At 50.3% G+C, this 16,580-nt stretch carries 17 protein-coding genes; 8 read left to right on the plus strand and 9 right to left on the minus strand.

All coding sequences use genetic code 11. The features are described from left to right. Positions 1–37: 37 nt before the first annotated feature. Positions 38–1,264: a DEAD/DEAH box helicase gene (locus B9G79_RS11915; RefSeq protein ID WP_088565700.1), complete on the minus strand. Its 1,227-nt coding sequence runs from the start codon at positions 1,262–1,264 to the stop codon at positions 38–40. A 275-nt stretch (positions 1,265–1,539) separates the two neighbouring features. Between B9G79_RS11915 and B9G79_RS11920 the strand changes: the two genes are divergently transcribed. Continuing rightward, positions 1,540–2,574 carry a hypothetical protein gene (locus B9G79_RS11920; protein WP_088565701.1) on the plus strand — a complete coding sequence of 345 codons (1,035 nt, stop codon included), beginning with the start codon at positions 1,540–1,542 and terminating at the stop codon, positions 2,572–2,574. A gap of 67 nt (positions 2,575–2,641) precedes the next feature. Then, complete coding sequence (locus B9G79_RS11925) at positions 2,642–3,694, plus strand: P1 family peptidase (RefSeq protein WP_088565702.1); 1,053 nt, start codon at positions 2,642–2,644, stop codon at positions 3,692–3,694. Positions 3,695–3,736: 42 nt separating this feature from the next. Here B9G79_RS11925 and B9G79_RS11930 read toward each other — a convergent pair whose 3' ends face one another. From B9G79_RS11930 to msrB, 6 genes are all read right to left on the minus strand, one after another. After that, a complete protein-coding gene (locus B9G79_RS11930) occupies positions 3,737–5,023 on the minus strand; it encodes a beta-sandwich domain-containing protein (RefSeq protein WP_088565703.1) in 1,287 nt (428 codons plus the stop codon). Between the two features lie 173 nt (positions 5,024–5,196). Beyond that, positions 5,197–5,739 (minus strand): SRPBCC family protein, encoded by a 543-nt coding sequence (locus B9G79_RS11935; RefSeq protein ID WP_088565704.1) that lies wholly within the window; start codon positions 5,737–5,739, stop codon positions 5,197–5,199. A 129-nt stretch (positions 5,740–5,868) separates the two neighbouring features. Next, positions 5,869–6,483 (minus strand): DEAD/DEAH box helicase, encoded by a 615-nt coding sequence (locus tag B9G79_RS11940; protein ID WP_088565705.1) that lies wholly within the window; start codon positions 6,481–6,483, stop codon positions 5,869–5,871. Next, complete coding sequence (locus B9G79_RS11945; RefSeq protein WP_088565706.1) at positions 6,459–7,577, minus strand: AAA domain-containing protein; 1,119 nt, start codon at positions 7,575–7,577, stop codon at positions 6,459–6,461. The genes B9G79_RS11940 and B9G79_RS11945 overlap by 25 nt, the downstream gene beginning before the upstream one ends. 55 nt (positions 7,578–7,632) lie before the next feature. After that, complete coding sequence (locus tag B9G79_RS11950; protein ID WP_088565707.1) at positions 7,633–8,019, minus strand: nuclear transport factor 2 family protein; 387 nt, start codon at positions 8,017–8,019, stop codon at positions 7,633–7,635. Further along, entirely contained in the window at positions 8,016–8,543 is a 528-nt protein-coding gene (msrB, locus tag B9G79_RS11955; protein WP_088565708.1) for a peptide-methionine (R)-S-oxide reductase MsrB, read from the minus strand. Before msrB ends, B9G79_RS11950 begins: the two co-directional genes overlap by 4 nt. 188 nt (positions 8,544–8,731) lie before the next feature. Here msrB and B9G79_RS11960 point away from each other — a divergent pair, with 188 nt between their 5' ends. Next, positions 8,732–9,913 (plus strand): sugar transporter, encoded by a 1,182-nt coding sequence (locus B9G79_RS11960; protein WP_088565709.1) that lies wholly within the window; start codon positions 8,732–8,734, stop codon positions 9,911–9,913. An 11-nt stretch (positions 9,914–9,924) separates the two neighbouring features. Here the strand turns inward: B9G79_RS11960 and B9G79_RS11965 are convergent, their stop codons facing one another. Then, complete coding sequence (locus tag B9G79_RS11965; RefSeq protein ID WP_088565710.1) at positions 9,925–10,347, minus strand: DUF4288 domain-containing protein; 423 nt, start codon at positions 10,345–10,347, stop codon at positions 9,925–9,927. A gap of 245 nt (positions 10,348–10,592) precedes the next feature. Between B9G79_RS11965 and B9G79_RS11970 the strand changes: the two genes are divergently transcribed. From B9G79_RS11970 to B9G79_RS11980, 3 genes are all read left to right on the plus strand, one after another. Then, entirely contained in the window at positions 10,593–11,417 is an 825-nt protein-coding gene (locus tag B9G79_RS11970; RefSeq protein WP_088565711.1) for a hypothetical protein, read from the plus strand. Positions 11,418–11,431: 14 nt separating this feature from the next. Then, positions 11,432–12,034 (plus strand): hypothetical protein, encoded by a 603-nt coding sequence (locus B9G79_RS11975; RefSeq protein WP_088565712.1) that lies wholly within the window; start codon positions 11,432–11,434, stop codon positions 12,032–12,034. A 174-nt stretch (positions 12,035–12,208) separates the two neighbouring features. Next, a complete protein-coding gene (locus tag B9G79_RS11980; RefSeq protein WP_232468621.1) occupies positions 12,209–13,543 on the plus strand; it encodes a BspA family leucine-rich repeat surface protein in 1,335 nt (444 codons plus the stop codon). Here the strand turns inward: B9G79_RS11980 and B9G79_RS11985 are convergent, their stop codons facing one another. Beyond that, positions 13,544–14,398, minus strand: coding sequence for a trypsin-like serine protease (locus tag B9G79_RS11985; protein WP_088565714.1), 855 nt, complete (start codon positions 14,396–14,398; stop codon positions 13,544–13,546). 245 nt (positions 14,399–14,643) lie between these two features. Here B9G79_RS11985 and B9G79_RS11990 point away from each other — a divergent pair, with 245 nt between their 5' ends. Next, the gene (locus tag B9G79_RS11990; protein WP_232468622.1) at positions 14,644–16,218 is read left to right on the plus strand and encodes a L,D-transpeptidase family protein; all 1,575 of its coding nucleotides are present in this window, start codon (positions 14,644–14,646) and stop codon (positions 16,216–16,218) included. A 2-nt stretch (positions 16,219–16,220) separates the two neighbouring features. Then, positions 16,221–16,529 (plus strand): hypothetical protein, encoded by a 309-nt coding sequence (locus B9G79_RS11995; protein ID WP_088565716.1) that lies wholly within the window; start codon positions 16,221–16,223, stop codon positions 16,527–16,529. Positions 16,530–16,580 lie beyond the last annotated feature (51 nt).

Consider the following 16,580-nt stretch of genomic DNA (forward strand, 5'->3'; position numbering starts at 1 on the left):
GAAAAAGTCCGAAAGCCCCCCTGCTGCTATGCGCAAGTTAGCGCTTTTTTACTCCCATGGATTTCGCGTATCCAGACTTGCCTTTGGCGTCTTTAAAACGAGTGGTGGAACCAACCCGAGGTTTCCCCATATGCTGGGTCTTTTTCTCCAGCGAAGGAGGCTTGTTTCCATCAAGAGCCGCCATCAAACGACCGTCCCGTTCGGTGACCAGATTCACCACCAGCCCCGGACGACCTGCGCGCGCCGTACGCCCCGCCCGGTGCAGATAGTTTTCCATTTCTTTCGGCAAATGATAGTTGATGACGCGAGCGATATTGGACACATCCAGCCCCCGACCGGCAAGGTCCGTGGCCACCAACAGATCGACCTGACCCTCGCGGAACTTCTTCAGGTTCGTGCGACGTTCGTTTTTATCCATTTCACCGCGATAAACCACGCAGGCATATCCCTTGTCCGTCAATTCTTTGGCAATCTTGTCACACTGTTCACGGGTGTTGGCGAAAACAATGGTGCCCCCGTCCACTTTCTGCGACAGAACTTTTTCAAACAACGGCCAGCGCTTGCCATCCTCGACCGTCAGATTTTTGGTTTTCAAAGTGGAAACGACTTTGCCACTGTTCTTGCTGCGAATGACTTCCGCTTTCGCGAATAAATCATTCATCAGCTTTTCCACGGTTTTGGAAACCGTGGCGGAAAACAGCGCCAGGTTCACGTCTTCAGGGCAGCAGTCGACAATGCGGTTGGTATCAGGCAAGAATCCCTGATCCAGCATTTGATCGGCCTCATCAAAAACCAGAAATCGCACATCACGCAAACTGATCAGATCCCGGTTCAGCATCTGCACCAGACGCCCCGGCGTCGCCAGCAGAACTTCAAAGGTTCCGGAGGTGTTGCGACGGGCTTGCTCCAGACTCATCCCGCCCAGGGCCGGGCGCACGCGCAGTCTTGTATCGTGAGTCATGGATTTAAAGACCTTGGCGACCTGTTCCCCCAGTTCACGGGACGGCACCATGACCACTGCGCGAGGTGCGTTTTCCTCTTTCACCGGATCACCGGATTCTTCCAAAGACTTCAGATAATTCAAAATCGGCAGGACATACGCCAAAGTTTTGCCGCTTCCCGTTTCAGAAACACCGACCACCGCCTGATGGCTCATGATCAACGGAATCGCCTGCTTTTGAATCTCCGTCGGTTTGGAAATCTTCAAAGTCTTAAGGGTTTTCAAAAGAGACGGCAGCAGCTCAAAATCAGCAAAGGTATTCATTGGGAAACTCCGGGATAAAACGAGGGACCACTATAGCTTATTTCGCCCTGGAAGAACACCACAATGGCACTATAGCTTATTTCGCCCTGGAAGAACACCACAATGGCAAAAGCCCCATGCCGGAGCATCGGCACCCACCGAACCACCGGCACAGGGCCCGCCGGGAACCCGGCAGAAGGCGGCTCATCTCGAAATAAAGGCCTTTAGAGGGTGGTTTCACCTCGGCATGACTGATGCTTTTAGATCCAGACATAACAATCAAACTGGAGTTAACAATGAAAAAATCCACCCTTCTGACCCTGATGATCCTGATGAGTAACACCGCTGCGATGGCGAATGTTCTTCATGTCACCACCGGCAAGGACTCAGTCCCGGGTTCTTTGCGATCCGTGGTTTCTGAAGCGCAATCCGGCGACACCATCGAAATCGACGAAAATGTGACACTGCTGACTTTGAGTGATGGCGAGATCGTGATTCAGAAAAGCCTGACCTTGCAAGGCGCGAAAAACTCCCGCCCGGTTGTGGATGCTCAAAACCGAAGCCGCATTTTCATGATCAGCGGATTGAATCTGAACGTGAACATTTCCAATATCAACTTCACCCACGGAAATTCCAACAAAGCCACTTTGACGACTTATCCTGCAGGCGGTGCCATCAATATTCTGAGTGAAGGTTCCAGAATTGACATCACCAATGCGGACTTCTTTGAAAACACTTCTGCAAGCCATGGAGGTGCGATTGAGGCCTCGGGGCCGGCGGCCCCTCATTACAGTATGCTGACTCTGAACCACGTGAACATTCATGACAACACCTCCCGCTATGGTGGTGCGGCCTTGTTTCACTGGGGTACTTCCGTAAAAGCGACGGACACTGTTTTTGAACACAACACTGCAATGCAAGGGGATGGTGGCGCCATCTGGTCTTCCACCGGATGTCTGGATCTGAATCACGTGTCTATCACCGGCAATCAAGGTCAAATCCAGGGTGGACTATACTCTGCCTCCTTCATGAAACTTGTCGACGTTTTGGTGGACCACAACCTTTCTGCTGAAAACACCGCCGCAGTCGAAGGCGGCTTCATCCTGAAAATGCAGGACAGCCAGATCCAGAGCCTGGCAAAACCACTTTCTTTGAAAAGTGACGGAAACAATCTGATCGGTGAATTCACACCATCCCCAACCAAACCACTTTCTTCGGTGGTTTTTCACCCGACCGATAAAGTAGGAAATACGGAAAACGTTTCCAGTCTTAACGTCAATGTCGCTCGTCAGCCCACCTACGGTCCATGTGTATGGGAGATGATGAAATAAACGCGCCGCTGCCGGACTTTTCTCGTAACAATTTGTTATTTACCCTAAAACCAACCAAGGAGCCCTTATGAAATTCAACTTTAAACCCGGCCCTCGAAACAGCATCACCGACATTGACTCAATCCGTGTTGGCCAGGCTGAAGATCCTAAAGTCTGGACCGGCGTTTCCGTAATGCTTCTGGATAACGGGGCTGTCGCCGGTGTGGATGTTCGCGGAGGTGCGCCGGGCACTCGCGACACCGACGCTTTGAATCCAAGCTGTCTGGTCGACCGTATCGATGCAATTGTCCTAAGCGGTGGCTCGGTGTTTGGATTGGGAGCCTCGTCCGCAGTCACGGACATTCTGGCTTCCCGCGGAATCGGTTTTCCGATTGGCCCCGCACGCGCCCCGATCGTACCCAGCGCAGTTTTGTTTGACCTTCTAAATGGCGGCGACAAAAACTGGGGCGACAAGTCCCCTTACTGGGAACTGGGTCGCACCGCTTTGAACAACGCTTCTTTGGATTTCAAATTGGGTAACGCCGGCGCCGGTTTTGGTGCGAAGGCTGGCCCGCTGAAGGGCGGCTTGGGCACAGCCTCTTCTGTTTCCGGAGACGGTTTGCAAATCGGAGCCCTTGTCGCCGTAAACTGCGTGGGAAGCCCGATCATCCCGGGACAATCCGCTTTTTGGGCGTGGCCTTTTGAACAAAACAATGAAATGGGCGGACAGCCGATTCCAACTTCAGCAATTGATTTCAATTCTGCTCAGGAAGCATGGACGGGGTCGCCGCTGGATAGCCTGATCCCCCGGGCCGGTGAAAACACCACGATTGGAGTTGTGGCGACCAATGCCCGTCTGACCAAAGCAGAAGCCCAGCGCATCGCCATCATGGCTCAGGATGGATATGCCCGTTCCATCCGTCCAGTGCACACGCCGTTTGACGGCGACACCGTGTTTGCCGTTGCAACCGGCACTTGGGGACAGGACATCGAAAACCGTGCGGATCTGGTGAATCGAATTGGTTTGGTGGCGGCTGACGTTCTGGCCCGCGCGGTGGCCCGCGGGGTCTATGAAGCCTCAGCCCTTGGCGCACTTCCCGCCTATAAGGAAGTTCACGGAAAGAATTTGCGCAAAAAATAAAAAAAGGCCCGTCACTGCGACGGGCCTTTTTCATTCTGCACTCTAGCGATAGATGCGGAACAGAGTACCGCTTTCAGAAAGGATGATGAGGTATTTCATCATGATCTCTGATGGATAATTTGCGGCATCGTTGTATTTCGCCTGATACTCAACAATCAGCTCGTAACGCTGGTCACTGGTCATGGTCTTCACTTCACGAGTCAAGGCCTGCTCTGCCACAGTATAAGCCGATGCGCTCATATCCTGGTGAGTTGTTTTCAGGAAGTTGTCCGGTTTACTTGTGGTTACAAGTTTGTGGTACTTGTGACCTTCTGCATCCGCCTGACGGAAGGTCAGACTTTTTGCCGCAAGCTCTTTGCGATACTGATTTGGGATCAGTTTGCCAACACCCAGAACGAACGCCTCGTAAAGCTTACGGGCACGGCTGTCAGGTTTGTTGCCTTCCAGACGTTTTTGGAAATCCGTCGCAATTTTGATCATGCCCTCACTGCCAATATTGTAGCAGGTCTGGTCGCTTTGCAGAGCCAGAATGAAGGCATTGAAGGTTTCCATCGCCATGTTTTTATAAGCCACATCTGCCGCACTTTCTGCACGGGCAGTGTTGTGACGTTCCGCAAAGAAATTCAGCAGCGTGACGGTGTATTCAGTCGAAGCAAACGCGGTTTTATCGTTTTTGATGACCGAGATAAACTCGTTCACATAGCGATTGAACTCTTTGGTGGCGTACTTTTCCTGAATGGATCCCGGCGCACTGACTTCGGCACGCCCCGCCCACACCTGCACCACGTCCAGGTGTTCTTTCAGGGTGGCATCGATGTTCTTTTTGCAGGCCACTTCTTCCACGCGCAGATTCAGTTTTGGAATCTCGCTGTTGGAAATGGCATTGATGTCCAAGGCCGCCTTGCCACCCATCGCTTCGGCCTGAACCTCAACAACTGCGATCGGTGCCGGGCTGCTCAAAATCTCAGAGGCCAAAGGCTGATCTGTGCTGGCGATAGTGACATTGTTATACGCCTTCACGGGAATCCGATCGCCTTTGTCGGTCACCAAAGTCACCGAAACGATTTTCACTTTTCCGGCACTGGGTTTTGCTTTGAGACTGGTCAGCGGCAATGCTTTGACCAGATCCAGTTTATACAAACTTCCACCCGTCTGACGAGTGACATCGCCGATACGACCCACCCCCTCGAACGGTGGTTTGTTCTGTGTTTCATTAAACAGATCCGCCCCGCTGGTATAAGCCGGAATTTGAACTTCCGCGTGCGCAACGGCTGCAAACTGCAGCGCCAGAACCGATGCAACTATTCGTTGAGACCAATAACGTTCCATTGAGATTCCTTTCTCTCGTTGTTTTGAAGTACGACTTTAGCCCGAATTGAGATTCTGAATCGTGAGACGCGAAATCACGACTAATAAAAAAGACAGCTGCATAAATGCATGTGACGCAAACACACTTCACGGTGGGTGACAGTGTGTTGCGGTTTGGAAATTATCAAAGAAAGTCAGTGTTGGCTGGTGGAACCCTTTAGATAGTTTTGAAGCTTGTCAAAGGATTGGGACCATCCTTGAATACATTCAGCCTGCAGCTCATTGGGAATGCCCTCTTGAGACAACGTGAAGCCACTGCGCTCTTTCCCGTGGGATTCAAACTCGAATGTGATGTAGCCTTTTTCCGGCCACTCCCCGGGCATATTGGCTTCTTTGGCGGATATCGGCTGCCCCCGTTCATTGGCAAACTGATCGGTCATGACGATGCGTTCGTTTTCGACGACCTCTTCAATTGATCCGGCCATCCCTCCGCCGCCCTGTTCGTAGCCCTTCATGTTGATATAGTACCTGCCACCGTTGCGAAACTCCCATTCGACATGATCGGTATATATGCCCTCCGGCCACCACCATTGTTTCAAGGCTTCAGGACTTGAGAAGGCGGCAAACAGTTTTTCCACAGGGACATCATACTGCCGATCGATCACCAGCAGCTTCGAATGCGGGGTTGAACCTTTGTGTGTGGCAGACTGCTTGCTGCCGCTTTTAATTGGCTCCATTTAAACTCCTTTTTTTGGGGTTTAGCCCACCTTGAGTCTATAGGATCAAATTCGGTATTTAAGATTAATGGTATTCAATGTTAAAAATGTACTTGCCTGTCTTTCAAAAAACATCATGACAAATCTATTCTATGCCGCCTTTTTAATAGGAGTACGGCCATTTGCGACCCAGTTCAAAAACTCGTTTAAGTCAGCTGATTTTCTCGAACCGGACTTTTCATATAAAGCTTTACTAAACAAACAGTAAAATCTGGATCTAGCCCGGGTAATGGATACATTTAGCCGTCTAGCATCCGCCAAAAAACTCAGATCTCCAGAAGAATTTGCAGATGTTCCAAACGACAGGAATACCGCTTCTCGCTCCTGTCCTTGAAATCGCTCGACCGTATCTACAAGCACTTTGGAGGCTTCTCCAACTCCCAATTTATCTTGAAGAGCAGCATTTATTTTACCTGCCTGTGCTCTGTAGGGGCATATGACTCCAACCGTTCTAAGATCTTCTTTGTTTCTCACCATCCGAGCAACCTTCTCTGCAATGAAATTAGCTTCGTCCTGCGAGACCTTGCCATACGAATCAGAATCGAACCTCTTAGAAACCACTGCGCTGTCAGTAAAATACGTCGGACTGCAAGAGAAGTAGTCCCGATTCGCTACTGAAACATGTGGGCGTAACTTCCCTCGATAAAACTTTTCAGATGACCAACCCTGAATCTCTCTTCTCATTCGATATTGAGTTTCGAGCATTGGGGTATCTCTATTAACAAATAGAGAAAACAGGTTATCAAAAGGCAGGTTCGAATGTTCAGTTCAGCGGTTAAAACCGGAGGCAACTGAAATTGATCACCAACCAAAACCAGTCTTTTCGTAATTCGCTGAATAAATGGCCAGAAGTAAACCGGCACCTGTCCCGCCTCATCAACGACCAATAAGTCAAACATCTGCGAAGAGCCACCGAAAGCAAGTTTATGAAGAGTTGATCCTATTAACTTAGCTTCGCTTACATCCCCAAATGTGGGCGCCCTAAAACCGCCAAATTCCACATGACTGCGATAGAACTCTTTCCTAACCCTGTCCGAATTACCTACTCTGACCCAAGGATAAGGAAACTCGTCACCGACGATTTTACCAAGTAAATTGTCAACGGCTGAATGAGTAAAAGAAGTTACACACACACGCATGTTAGAACTTAAAGCCAAAGCAACAACTGCCTGCAGCAAATGAGTCTTTCCAGTGCCGGGAGGTCCCTGAATCGCCCCACTGAGATTATTACCAACCAAATCATGCAGAGCGCTCTTTTGTGTGTCATTAAGTTGGTCGTAATGTACTTTGAATTCCGGTTCATCTACGGACAATACAAACTTTTCGGTGCCCAAAACCAAAGACTCAAAATTTGAAGGCAATCTTTGTATCTGGGAAATCAGAAAATTACTAAACACCTCGGTAGAACTCTTAAAAAGAAAAACCTCGATAGCCCGGTCATCATCAAGCGGTTTAACCCCACAAATGACAACTTCAATTTCCCCTGGAACTGGATATCTCACTGACTCCACCAACCAGCCATCACTGAAGCGTTCCGAAATATCTGAACCGTTTTTATTAACTCTCAGCTCAACTCTTTCTCCCGGTCTAAATCGAGAAAAAAAGGCACGTCCCGTTAACTTCCAACGTGCAACACCAAGCTTTGCATTCAGAACCAAAGGTCCAAGAGCATCACCACTATCACAGATATGACTTAGCGGAGACTCGGTCTCGTGCAAATACTGATGGTGTTGAGCTCGCCTCTCAGCCTGTATCATTTTGATAAGTGGAGCTCGATCAAGTTTAGTATTAGGTTTCATCCGATAAACATTTCGGAGTTTTCATAAAAACCTTAATACCAAAGGCGAGTTCCGGCTAAATTTCAGCCCACTCCACTGCCTTCTGGCTGTCGGTGAATGTGCGCATAAAGATAATTTTACCGTTTCGGACAATAAAGCCATCGGCGACGTTGCCTTCGATCCAATCCGATCGGTCTTTCAAGCGTACGTGGACTTTGACGAAGACCACGTACTTGTCCCCGGCATTCAGGATCTTTTCCGGCTTGCAGGTGCCTTCGGCCCAGGTGGCACGCGCGGTACTGAAGTGCTTCATCATCGCCTCGATGCCCTTGTAGGTTCCGGACATAGGAAAGCCTTCAGGCTCTATTCGTTCCACCTCGGGGTCAAAATACTGGCGAAGGGCCGGGATGTCGTCACTGTTAAGCAGTGCATAGACTTCGCGAACAATGGATTCGTTCGTCATTTTTTCTTTTCCTTTTTATACTTCGGGAAAAGGGACAAATACTTGCCATAACCTTTGGCTTCCATTTCTTCGACCGGGATAAAATTCAGCGCAGCAGAGTTGATGCAATAGCGTTTGCCGCCCTTGTCCGCCGGGCCATCGTCAAACAAATGCCCCAGATGGGAATCGGCTTTTTTAGAACGCAGCTCGGTGCGCTCCACCGACATTTCATAATCAGGTTTTGTTACCAGTGAGCCGTCATCAATAGGCTTGGTGAAACTGGGCCAGCCGGTTCCGGAGTCATATTTGTCTGTGGAGCTGAACAAAGGCTCGCCGCTGACAATATCAACATAGATGCCTTCTCTTTTGTTGTTCCAATAAAGATTGTCGAACGGCTTTTCCGTTGCTGACTGCTGTGTGCATTGATACTGCATCGGCGTCAGCTTTTTCTTAAGCTCCGCATCCGAAGGTTTCTTGTAATCACTGTCCTTGGCCCACAGCACACTGGCAAACAGAAAGCTGAGAATAAAAATCCCGAACCTCATAAGAGACTCCCTTGTATTTTCATTACTCTTTCATCTTCCTCTTAACCCCTGCCATCATCAAGTCCAGCGAGCAGGCCCGCCATAAGATTCGTAGCCAAAGTCATTTTTCTGTTTTGGCAACAGTTTTCCCTTTCCAGTGCCTTCTAACAGGTTCATACTGGCGACACTCCCATGGAGTGAGTCTTGTCATGAACACACATTCTCTCAAATCCTGGCTTCCCACTGTCAACATCAGTCTGGCTAGCTTCATTTTCGTGACCAGCGAGTTTATTCCCGTTGGGTTGCTGCCAGAGATTTCGGCAGGGCTTGGTAAAAGCGAGGCCTTCACCGGCCTGCTGATGACCATCTATGCATGGATTGTGGCGACGATGTCGTTACCGATGACGGTGGTGAGTTCTCACTGGGACCGACGTCGCCTGATGTTGATTCTGTTGGGAACATTTGTCGTGGCAAACCTTGCCTCGGGCCTGGCGGCAAGTTTTGGCATGCTGCTGGTGTGCCGGATCATCGTGGCCTTTGCCCATGCCGTGTTTTGGTCTATCGCAATTCCGCTGGCGATTCGCCTGGGTCCTGCCGGAGGCCGCGCCAAGGCGCTTTCGATTATTGCCATGGGAGCCTCCCTGGGTAATATCCTTGGCATCCCATTTGGCACCTTCCTGGGGCAAAGCTTCGGATGGCGCATGGCCTTTAGCGTGATCGCATTGGTGGCCTTCATTATTTACCTGATTTTGTATCGCATGCTGCCCGCTTTACCCAGCCAGAGCGTCACTACATTTAAAAATGTTCCGTCGTTATTCAGACGAAAATCCCTGGTGCTGGTTTACCTGATGACCGCCCTGACCGTAACCGGGCATTTCACCGCGTTTACGTATATCAAGCCCTTCTTGCTGGCCGTTGGCGGAATTTCAACTGATTTTGTCGTGGTGTTGCTTTTCGTGTTTGGTGCTTCCGGCATCTTTGGCAGCATTCTGGGCAGCAAGATCATATACAAGCACCCTAAAAACTCCCTGTGGGTGTCGTTAGGGATCGTGTTTGCCAGTTTGCTGTTAATGTCTTGGGCGGTGCATTCGCAAGTCGGGCTGATGGCGCTGGCCTTTATCTGGGGAACGGCATTGACCATCCTGTGCCTGATCTTCCAGTCTTCCGTGCTTAAAGAAGCCCCTGATGTGCAGGATGTGGCCATGTCGCTGTATTCGGGAATCTTCAATATTGGTATTGGTGGCGGTGCCCTGCTGGGAAGTATTTCATCCACAAACCATATCGGCTCAGTGGGCTATGTGGGCGCGGTCTTTGTCCTGATTTCTCTAATGCTGTCGGCCAAATTCCAGATCTCGCAACTGAAACAAAGCCCCGGAAGCGGGGCCTTTTAATTTTTTGCAGCTTAAACGTAAGAACCCAGTTCCTTGCTCATAAAACGCTTGCGCATTTTAATCGTGTTTTTTGTTTCCAAAACACCCAGTCTGCGGGCGATAAGTTCTTTGCTGGAAACCTTTTTAGTCAGGACTTCCGTGGAAGCAAACAATTCCACACCACTTTCCAAAGTTTCATAAAGCTCAAACACATCACAGGCCTTCAGGTACTCTGTGCGGACGGCCTGACCTTCAAAGTTCGTGTATGTGTACTGACTGTATTCTTTGGCGTCTTTTTCAGCCGCTTTTACCGCTGCGTTCGCATTCGCAGCCTGGAACAACACCACGCGCTCTTCAAGCAGTTCTGCGAAGGCTTGTTTGCCTTTGGCGCTGGATTTGCCCACAGCACGAGTTACATAAAGGGTCTTAACGGCGAACCATTTTTTATTTTTCATTACCAAATCCTATACATGAAGTGTTCAGAGCTGATCCCCAGCTCCCCGCAGAAACTATACTGAAAAGATTGAAGAAGCGTCAATAGAAAGGACCTTGGGGCCGAGGGATCGGGCCACGCCCATAGAATCAACAGTCGATTGCCCAAAAATGTTAGGGCTGCATAAAAAAGTGATCAAATTAAAATAAAGGACCTCTTACTTGGTTCTGTCATTGCATTGACACCTCTTAGGAAGAGGTGTCCCCCATGCGAAGCCTGGTAGTTTCAGCCTTCATGATCCTGATAGCATTGCCTGCAGCCGCGCAAATTGCGTGTGGCGGTGCTTTCCTGGACACCCGCACGTCTCACTTTGAGTCACTTTCGCATCAATCACGAGTCACGGAAACTCAAGTCTATCAAGCTGCCAAATCCGATGTTCTGGGGGACCGCAACTTATCCGCGAAAGCCAAAATGGCTGCGGCTGAGTTCTTTAACATTTTTCAGCTAAATAAAGACTATCGACAAGAACTGACCATTGAAATCCAGCGCCGCGACTACAAACGCGCCTTGGAAAAAATGGGTGTCCAAGTCAAGTTGGACCCGATGACACTTCTGCGCCACAATGCTCACTACTTCCGCCTTTTGTTTTCTCTTGGGGCCAACGCCGGCCTTAATTACCTCAGCTATCAGTATCTCGGGTCTGCCGGGTTTATTGTCTCTGTCCCGCACTTCAAATTCTTCCGCCCAGAGAAAATTCCTGACGCGGTCCTCATGGAAATCCTGACCCAGCCCGAGGGCGGCCCGTTAACAAAGGCCTATGTCAGTTCCCGGGTTCGCCACGGGGCCGACGTCGTCGTTTCCAGTCTGAATAAGTATGTATTCGTGGGCTTGCTTTCCTGGCTGACCGTCTTTCATCATCAAGTCATCACGGACCCCTCTGCCTACATCGAGAATCAGGCGCTCATGTCAGCCTCGGCCATGACCAAAGCGGTTTATGAGCAAAACATAAAAACCATTTCAGGGCTTGAGTTCAAACTTCACGAGTTCCAGACAACCGGCCAAAGCGAAAAGGCCGAAAAAGCTCAGGGATAAAAAGGGAGATTAAGATGAAAAAAGCAATGTTGATGATTCTAGCCAGTGCGATGATGGCTCAATCCGTTCAAGCTCAGGCCTACGCGGTGACGCCCCAGAGAAGTATCGCCTCTCAGGAGGCCATGAGCCCCCAGGCCCTTGCTGCCGTGAAAGCAATTAAAAGCCAATCCCTGACACTTCTGCAGTCCGGAAAGTCAGAAGTATCCCCTGAAGACCTGCAGGCCCTTTCAGCAGCGACGGCTGGATTGACCGCTGAACAGCGTCTGGAAGTTCTTCAGGCAGCCCTCGTGCAGCTGCAACGACTTCACTACTATCTGTCTGTACAGGCGGGAGAAGGCAACGAATCAACTATCGGAGGCGCGCTGGTGTTGAACACCGTGATCTCGGGATGCCTGACTGCGATCATGTTTGTCAATGACGATGCAGCCAAGCCCAGCATGCTAAAGTGGATTGGTGTCGTAGTTGCTGCTGCCAGCGTCGGTGGTCTTGTCACAATGATAGTCAAAGGCAACCCAGAGCTGGATCGTCTGGAGAATATGACAAAAGAACTGACCAACGCGCTGATACAAGCAAGCAGATCCACAATGATGCAAATTGATGCCGAAGCCTTGAACTAATAGATCGTGAAGGGAAGCTGGAACAAAAAAGAAGAGCCTAGCTCGTTTTTCGGAAATTTCCAGTTTCCCGCCGGTAAAAGGGCCCAACGTTACCAAGATGTATTCAAGGGTTCTTCATAGTAAACCGAAATATAAGTCATGATAACACCGGTACGTGTCTCACTCTGGAACATCATGCTTTTGCTGGTATCACTGGCTTTAACGGGCTGCACGTTTGATTTGCAACTGGTCCCTACCAGCGTCGTCCTGCCTTCAGAAACTCCTCCTAATATGACCCCGCCGGCCCCGACAGGGCCGACCTTGAACGTCAGTGCCCCGTCCGTGCCCTATGGAACCGTGGCGACAAACTTCGTTTATACCGTCAGCTACACTGATGCCACGACCGTCAACTTACAAGATGCCGACATCACCCTGGGTGGCTCCGACACGGCCGGCTGCACGGCTGTGGTGACGAATGGAACCACCATGACCCCGACGGTCACCATCAGCGGATGTTCGGGGGATGGCCCGGTGAATATCTCCATTGCTGCCGACACGGCGGCAGATGCAGATGGCCTTTTAGCACCCGCATACGGACCATCAACAAGTGCCACGATAAAAAACTCTTTCATCATGACCATCGACACCAGCAAAGGCAATGCTGCCAACTCGATGGAGCTGCCACTGAATGGCTGGTCCGGATACAACTTTGTGGTTCACTGGGGTGACGGCAGTTCCGATCCTGTTGATTCTGCAAGCTGGAATCCCGGCATGCCCGCAATTTCACACAACTACGCGACGGGCGGAATCTATGACATCAAAATCAAAGGTGCCATGCCTTGGTTCCGCTTTGCCGGTGCGGGTGATTATCTGAAAGTCATCGACGTAAAACAATGGGGCACCAATCAGTGGGGCACTATGCAACTGATGTTTGCGGGCTGCGCGAATATGCAAGTCACTGCGACAGATGCTCCGGACTTGACTCAAATGACCGATATGCGCGGCGCATTTATGATGGCTACTAACTTCAACAGCCCTATCGGTCATTGGAACACCAGCGGGATCGAGGATATGAGCAATTTGTTCATGGGAGCGGCAGCTTTCAATCAGCCCATCGGAAACTGGGACACTTCCAGCGTGATCACAATGAACAGTATGTTCAGCGATGCCCTTGCCTTCAATCAAAACATCAGCAACTGGAATACGGCCAATGTCACCGACATGGCTAGAATGTTCATGGGGGCTCTGGCCTTCAATCAGCCTCTGACTAAATCGGTAAGTTTCTGGGACACATCCAAAGTCACGGATATGACATCCATGTTCCAAAATGCAGACGCCTTCAACCAGCCCCTGGCCAGTTGGGTCTTTGCTACCCCTGGGCTGACTAGCATGGAGCAGATGTTCTTCGGCGCCGACGCCTTCAATCAGGATATCAGTGGGTGGGTCCTTCCCGCGGGCGTGAACAACACCCTCTTCGATCACCAATCCAATCCTGCCTGGGACGCCAGCAAAAAACCGACATTCCCCTAACTAAGGGACCTCAGGGGCCAAGGACTTTGCCAGCTCCACGATCATGGCAAATTGTTTCTGAACGCTGATGTAAATACCCTCATCGGTGCAGCGTTCAGTGTCGGCCGTGGCAGACTCTGACGATCGTGTTGTTTTTGAGGCGATCCCCACCACATAGGTCCGCCCTTGAATTCGAGCAAAGGCGGGACCACCGGAGTCCCCCTGGCAAAAACCTTTGCCTTGAGACTGTTGCACACGGAAACGGCTTTCGTTCTTTGCAAAAGCCGACACCGTCAACTGAACCGACCGCAGGGTGTTGCCGCCATCACCTTTAATGTCCGACCAAACACCATTGGTGCGCCCATAGCCTGCCGCCAGAACAGAGCGCAGATCCCCTACAGAATGATCCATCAGAGGCGTGACTATGATATCCTCAGGCAACTGCTTTTTTAACTTCAAAATCCCAAAATCAAAATCCTGATTTCCGGCTTTGTACTGCTCTGGCACCACGAACGTTTCTTCGGCATAGGCCAGGTGCTCTCCGGTTTTGGTCTTATATTCGACCGTGCGTAAATACGCTTGCGGTGTCTTCAGACAATGGGCGGCGGTCAGAATCAACTGTCTGCTGAGTGGAATCCCCGTGCACTGAAACACGTCGTTCATTTCCACCTTCTGGCCGTTTATAACCTCGATTCGGGTGTTATAGTAGGTGCGCACACTGACAACCATCTGGGACAGGTCGCTCTGAAAAGAAGCTGAAGCTCCGCCGATAATCCCCTGCCCTTGCTCCAATTCCATGCGGGTCCCTTGAAAGCTTTCAGGGCTTTCCTGGCAATTGATCAAAAGAAGTGAAAGAAGCATTAACAGTTTTTTCATAAGATACTTTCGCTGGGGCTTAAAACATCCATGCGAGTCTCATGCCTGCGGCCCCCTGATCTTAGAAGAGCTATAAGCCGCTCTTGGCGGCCCCCGGCTGTCCAGCAACTGAGCGAGGCACCAGAAGTGTCACCGGCTGACATATTTATATGAAGATATTTCTCAAATAATCTGCAAATCACAACCAGTTCCATCCCTACGCTGGCAGAGTTCTTGTATTACCTGCTGCCACGAGGTGAATGGAAATGGATACGCAACCTGTTCGTTTATTTCTTGCGATCACATCTTTGATTGTGGCAAGCGGGCTTTCTACGGCAAAGGCTCAAAGTCTTCCGTATTATTCGGCGGCGCCAACCCAAGGTCAAAGTGCGATTGATTATTTAACCGCTGTCGACAGCCTCAGTGCGGCTTCAATCCGCGAAGCTCTGCTGACAGCGTGGCAGCATGGCCTGAATCCCTCCGTCTATTGGAGTGCCGAACTGGAGCAATCCTTCCTGCGTGGAACCCTGGAGACTGACTTCGACCGACGGCAAATTCTGGCGGTCTATGTGAAGGCCCTGCGCGACGTCTATAGTGGATCGGTCAATCCGACCGGCCTGGCATCAGATATCAAAGTCAAAAGAAAGGACTTCCTGACGGCCGAACAGGTTCGCCTTGTCGTCCTGAGCAGTCAGGGCAGCGCAAGACTGGCCCTTGATAAAATGGCCCCGCAATTTCCTGTCTATCAGTCCCTGAAAATGGCGCTGCAAAGGCTTTATCCGCTGATGGAAACCGGACTGTGGGAAAGCATCACCCCCGCAAAAAAGCCCCTGTCCCTGGGGAAAAAAGATCCCGTCATCATCAAGCTGAAAGAACGTTTGCGCCAGTTGGGCTATCGCATCGACAGCATGAATGACACCTTTGATCAGGACATGCTGGCCGCAATCAATGACATTCAAATGAATCTGAAAATGAAACCGGATGGCGTGATTTCACCCGGCGGCCGCACCTGGAAGTTTTTCAGCGTTTCCCTGTTGGACCGATTGAGCCAGTTACAAGCGGACATGGAACAACTGCGCTGGTTCCCGCAGAATCTTGAAGACCGTCATATTTTCGTGAATACGGCGTTTTCCCACTTCATGATGACGGATAAAAAGAACAATATCTCAATGAGCTTCAAGGCGATCAACGGCACGGCGGAACGAAAAACGCCCACGCTTCGGGATCGGATCACCTATCTGGTGATGAACCCGACATGGACAATTCCGCCCACGGTGTTCCTGAACGACAAAGTGGAGATTCTGAAGAAACTCGACTCCAAGGGTATTCGCAAGTACTTCACTGACAACAGATTTGAAGTGTACACCGCTGACTTTAGCCGAACCATTGACCCCACCAGCATTGACTGGAAGTCGATTAAGTCTTCGAGCGTGAACTTTTATATCAGACAGAAACCGAGCTACAATAATGCACTGGGCGTTGTGAAGTTCATGATGACAAATCCTTATGCGATCTATCTGCACGACACCAATCAGCGCGACTTGTTCGGCGAGGCGCAGCGCCTGCGCAGTTCAGGATGTGTGCGCCTGGAAAAACCGCTGGATTTGGCCGAATATCTGCTTGCAGGAACGCAATGGTCCCGACCGCAGATTGAAAACTTCGTGGTTAAAGAAGGTCAAGTGGTTGATAAGGAAACCCGGGTGGACCTTAAAGAGCCGATGCCGGTTTATTTAGTACCTGTAACTTCCCAAATGAACTCGGACGGTGTTATCCGTTTTGTGGAAGACGTTTACGGACACAATCAGTTAATTTTATCTCAAGTAAAAGGATTAGGACGGTAATTATGGCAAAATATCTTTTAATCGTGGGTCTATTCGTATCTTTCAATGTTGTGACGTCACAGGCAAACGCCACTGTCAGTGCCGGTGCAGCGTCGCAACTGTACGTGACTGGCGTGGTTGAACACATCGAGGCCATGGAAAACGAAGCCATGGTAAAGCTGGTGGGCCTGCCAAAGCTTCTGATCATCAAAAATCTGATGAGCTTCCCTGAAGCCAAACTGCACCTGTTGACGGAATCTCAGGAAAGCCGCGTTCCATTGAAACTTAAGATCAACGGCAGCAACCAGATTCTGGATGTTATCAATCCCTAACGAAAACCCAGCACTTGCCGCTGCATCGAAACTGTGGGTATCATCCAAGGC

Source organism: Bdellovibrio bacteriovorus, assembly GCF_002208115.1.
GTDB lineage: Bacteria > Bdellovibrionota > Bdellovibrionia > Bdellovibrionales > Bdellovibrionaceae > Bdellovibrio > Bdellovibrio bacteriovorus_C.